Source organism: Bacteroides sp. ET71, assembly GCF_023336905.1.
Classification (GTDB): Bacteria; Bacteroidota; Bacteroidia; order Bacteroidales; family Bacteroidaceae; genus Bacteroides.
Genome location: NZ_JAMBLS010000069.1, coordinates 1 through 3881 on the forward strand (window position 1 = coordinate 1; position 3881 = coordinate 3881).

The window sequence follows — 3881 nt, forward strand, 5'->3', positions numbered from 1 at the left end:
TCCCCTCAATGAAGTACCCGAAGCCCAGGTTGGCAACTACTTCATCCTCTCCGAGATGCCCGGCGAGTTCCTGATAATCCAGAAGCCCGACAACACGTTTTATTTCCTGTGCAGCCGGGAGTGCGACATCGTGCGGATATGCGAGTCCTTCGACTGGTACATCGTATCGAAGGACGCTTTCAATGACCGCCTGTGCATCGGCATCGGTCTGGCCGACAAGGAGAGCATCGACGGCGAGGTCTATCGCGTGCAGGATGAGGCCACGCTCTCCCTTTGGCGCGACATCCTCCGCTTCACCTTCGACAGCGATTTCGTGCGCCGGTTCTTCCCCTACAACACCCGTTTCAAGGGCAAGATGCGCATCGACGGCGCATTGTGCTTCTACATCCATGACTATTACCCCACGCGCTGCAAGGGCATTGCCGTGGAAGACCGCAAGACCAGCAATTTGGTCTTCCGCTTCAAGGAAGGACAGCAGGCGGCTCTCGTCGCCAAAATCTTCTCCCTCTGCATCGCCCGTATGCCTTTCTACAAGGAAAAGGCGGCCAATGCCGTGCTTATCCCCATCCCGGCAGCCACCCGTGAGCGCAACGCCGCCCGTTTCGCTCGGTTTTGCAGCCTCCTTTCGCATCGCCTGAAAATCACCGATGGCTTCCGTGCCACATGGATAAGGGAAGACCGTGAGCAGATGAAAGGTACTCACGGCCTCGATAAGCTCTCCAACCTTATTTTCCATCCCGTCTATTTTCAGGGACGCGATGTCTTTCTTGTGGATGACATCGTGTCCACCGGCGAGAACTTCACGCAGATGAAACGTAGGCTGATGCAGCTTGGAGCCAACTCCGTTACCGGCCTGTTCTTGGGACGGACGGTGAAAACGGGGAAAGAATAAAAGGAACATTTCACAAAGTCGGACAACCTAAAGTTCTGAGTTGGAGAGGATGATGGCGGATTCCGCTGATGGTATGACATTATTGACAACGTAAAACAATGATAAAGATAGAATCATTCATATTGTGCCTGCTTTTCCCTATCATGGCTTATGGTAAGGGAAGCATGAGGGATACCGTAAGGATTCAGGTTCATAAACAGATGTATGAACTTACCATGTCCGTGGACTCCGCTAAGGGCGGATGTGCCCAAAGCCCGGTTATCGTGTCCGTGAAACTTGCCAAGGGAGGGAAGCCAGCGGGAGAAAGCGTCTTTCCGTTAGCAGGCGACTGTCCTGATGAAGAAGATATAAGCATTGAAGGCTCGGACAAGGGATTTACAATCAAATGTCCGTACTGCGAAGGTTTCTACCTTTATATCGGCTATGCCCGATTTGGATATTCAGAAAGGCTGGATGATTTTGTTTTGGCGGGATACAAAGAAGAAATTATAGACAGGCTGTTTCCTGAATCGGAAAGTAAAACCGTGGAATACAAGTTCCGCCCTGAAAAGCCGCTTACTTTATGCGCTTTTTCAATCCAGGCTGTCAAGAATTTGATACATCAGAACATAGCTCAGGAATACGAAATTGCTCAAACCCGTACCGGTTTGTATCCGGTGTTCGGTTACTCTTCCAAGAAAGGCAAATTGATGTGGATAGGATGTCCGGTCGAGTTTGTGATACATAACATAGGTAAAAACAGGCTGTCAGTGCTTGATCATTCTTCTTATTACGGCTATGCCCATGAAGTTATTTATAAGCTTGATAACAATCCTTCCAAGAGATGGAATAGCGAACTCATTTATAGGAGTGAAAGCGACTCTATAGGAGATTATCTGGATTCTGCGGAATCCATTTCTCCCAACGAATCCAAACGCTACATTATCATGCCACGGATTTTTGTTTATAAGAATCCGGAATTTCAGAAGCTGTTTGAGGATACGATTGCGGTCATGGCACGTTCCCATAAGGAATCCCGTTGGCCTGTTGCCCCTTCTTCGCTATCCTCTGACCAGCGGAAGTTCCTCAAGGAACTTATTTCCGGTGATTCCCTGAGAGTCCGGTTTTATTCAGATTCATTGCATCGTCATCATGCGGTAAACATTCCTCTTGATACTGACAAGAGGCTTTCCTCATTCTTCTGATAAATGAAAAAAGGGAATATTAATTCAAAGACTTTAATTGCTATATGGGAAAGAAAAATGAGAAAAGCCAATACCATAAAGTTCACGATATACTTCTTGCTTTTCGCTATTATTCTATACTTTGAATATTATGCGATAGAAATGCAAGAGGGGGAATGGATTGCCCATGACGACCGCAGACCTTTGACAAGCATGATAGCACTGATTGGCATTTGCCCTCTTTATATATTGTATGACATGGCTATACGCAATACGTTGTGTCGGTTGTCCGCTCTTCTGCTGCAAGCTGTTTTTAACCTTTGGAGCCTATTATGGTTTAGTTCATTGCCGACACTTGGCACATACGAAGCGGAATATGAACGCACAGGGGTTCTGCCGGAGAATATGATACCGTCTAATGAAAACAATTTCTACTTTTGTTGGATTGTTGGCGCAGTCATCATACTTTATCTTGTGGTGGCAATGACAATCTCGTATGTTATGAAACTATATGCCGGAAGCAAACGATTTACAGACAAATGGACTGGCAGCAGACAACCATGCAACAAACATCTATGAGAATACTTTTTTGTCTTATATTGCTATTGTTACCTTCCCTGATAATAAAGGGGCAAACAGGACAAGATTCTATCATCTTTCATGGGAATATAGTGAACGACATGGAGGAGGAAGAGGATATTGTAGCGCAGTACAGGTACAATCTATTTTGTAAAAGTAATCCACAAAACAGGATTCCATTAGATACGACTGTTTTTGCAATCAAGTGTTTGAGAGGAGATACTATTGTTTTGGAGGTGTTGGAAGCGTTTCCGTTCCTTTTTCAAGTGGAATGTATCGCAAACAGCGATGCCCAGACCGATATTCATATTTGGAATTTCCCCAAATCGTATAATGGTTGGCATCTTGGTGATAATAGGACAGAACATCTGCCCGTAAAAAAAGGGGATTACCTTTCAACATTAGTCGGAACCTATCAGCAGACATTACATATCGCAGGCGAAGAGCTTGTATGGACGATGATGAAACTTGTCGCTGATGGCACTTTTGAATATATCGGTAATATCTTTAACCTGGACAGAGAAGGTGGAAATTATCTTATTGGAAGATGGTATGTAAACAAAGATACCCTTGTGTGCAATGTAGAACCAGAATTATTCCCTCCAAGAATACAACAACGCTATGACGGACAGATTCTTTGTTTTCGTTATCCTGCATGGGAAGAAAATAGGAAAGAAGCTTTGAGCCATGGCATCGTTTACAAGTTCTTAATACGCAAGACAGGTTTGATTGAGATTGATGACAAACAAAGAGTATTCAAAAAAATAAAGCATCGGTAGCTACCGGATATGATTATACCCCAATAGGTCATTAGACTTTAGGTAGATTGCCTGCTTATGTTTTGCAGCCTCCTTTCGCATCGCCTGAAAATCACTGACGGCTTCCGTGCCACATGGATAAGGGAAGACCGTGAGCAGATGAAACGTAGGCTGATGCAGCTTGGAGCCAACTCCGTTACCGGCCTGTTCTTGGGACGGACGGTGAAAACGGGGAAAGAATAAAAGGAACATTTCACAGAGTCGAGCAACCCAAAGTGCTGAGTTGGGCAACTCAAAGTTGTGAGTTGGGCAACTCAGCTCGGTGAGTCGGGCAACTCAGCAAAACGAGTTGGGCAACTCACGGAAACGGGTTGGGCGACTTGCAGGCTTGGGATAAATGCCAAAGAATACAATATTCCAATCCCCGACCCAAGCAGCGGAATGTAAAAGCCCGTCATTTCCGTCGGCAAGCATATCCCCGTTCCCGTC

Annotated in this window: 4 protein-coding genes and 1 pseudogene; all 5 read left to right on the plus strand. The window is 45.7% G+C overall.

Annotation, left to right across the window (positions count from 1 at the left end):
* Window positions 1-892, plus strand: an 892-nt coding sequence (locus M3090_RS14965) for a phosphoribosyltransferase (protein ID WP_249057633.1), incomplete at its 5' end; no start/stop codon positions are given.
* A 98-nt stretch (window positions 893-990) separates the two neighbouring features.
* Entirely contained in the window at window positions 991-2076 is a 1086-nt protein-coding gene (locus tag M3090_RS14970) for a hypothetical protein (RefSeq protein ID WP_177608175.1), read from the plus strand.
* Window positions 2077-2133: 57 nt separating this feature from the next.
* The gene (locus M3090_RS14975) at window positions 2134-2634 is read left to right on the plus strand and encodes a hypothetical protein (protein WP_177608177.1); all 501 of its coding nucleotides are present in this window, start codon (window positions 2134-2136) and stop codon (window positions 2632-2634) included.
* Window positions 2595-3413 carry a hypothetical protein gene (locus M3090_RS14980; protein WP_249057634.1) on the plus strand — a complete coding sequence of 273 codons (819 nt, stop codon included), beginning with the start codon at window positions 2595-2597 and terminating at the stop codon, window positions 3411-3413. Before M3090_RS14975 ends, M3090_RS14980 begins: the two co-directional genes overlap by 40 nt.
* Window positions 3414-3473: 60 nt before the next feature.
* A pseudogene (locus M3090_RS14985) lies at window positions 3474-3635 on the plus strand (ribonucleotide-diphosphate reductase subunit beta); the annotation flags it as partial.
* Window positions 3636-3881: the final 246 nt, after the last annotated feature.

Excerpts from the sequence above, each read along its gene's own strand:
- M3090_RS14980 (WP_249057634.1), top strand. The coding sequence starts at position 2,595 with ATGGACTGGCAGCAGACAACCATGCAACAAACATCTATGAGAATACTT.
- M3090_RS14970 (WP_177608175.1), top strand. The coding sequence starts at position 991 with ATGATAAAGATAGAATCATTCATATTGTGCCTGCTTTTCCCTATCATG.
- M3090_RS14975 (WP_177608177.1), top strand. The coding sequence starts at position 2,134 with ATGAGAAAAGCCAATACCATAAAGTTCACGATATACTTCTTGCTTTTC.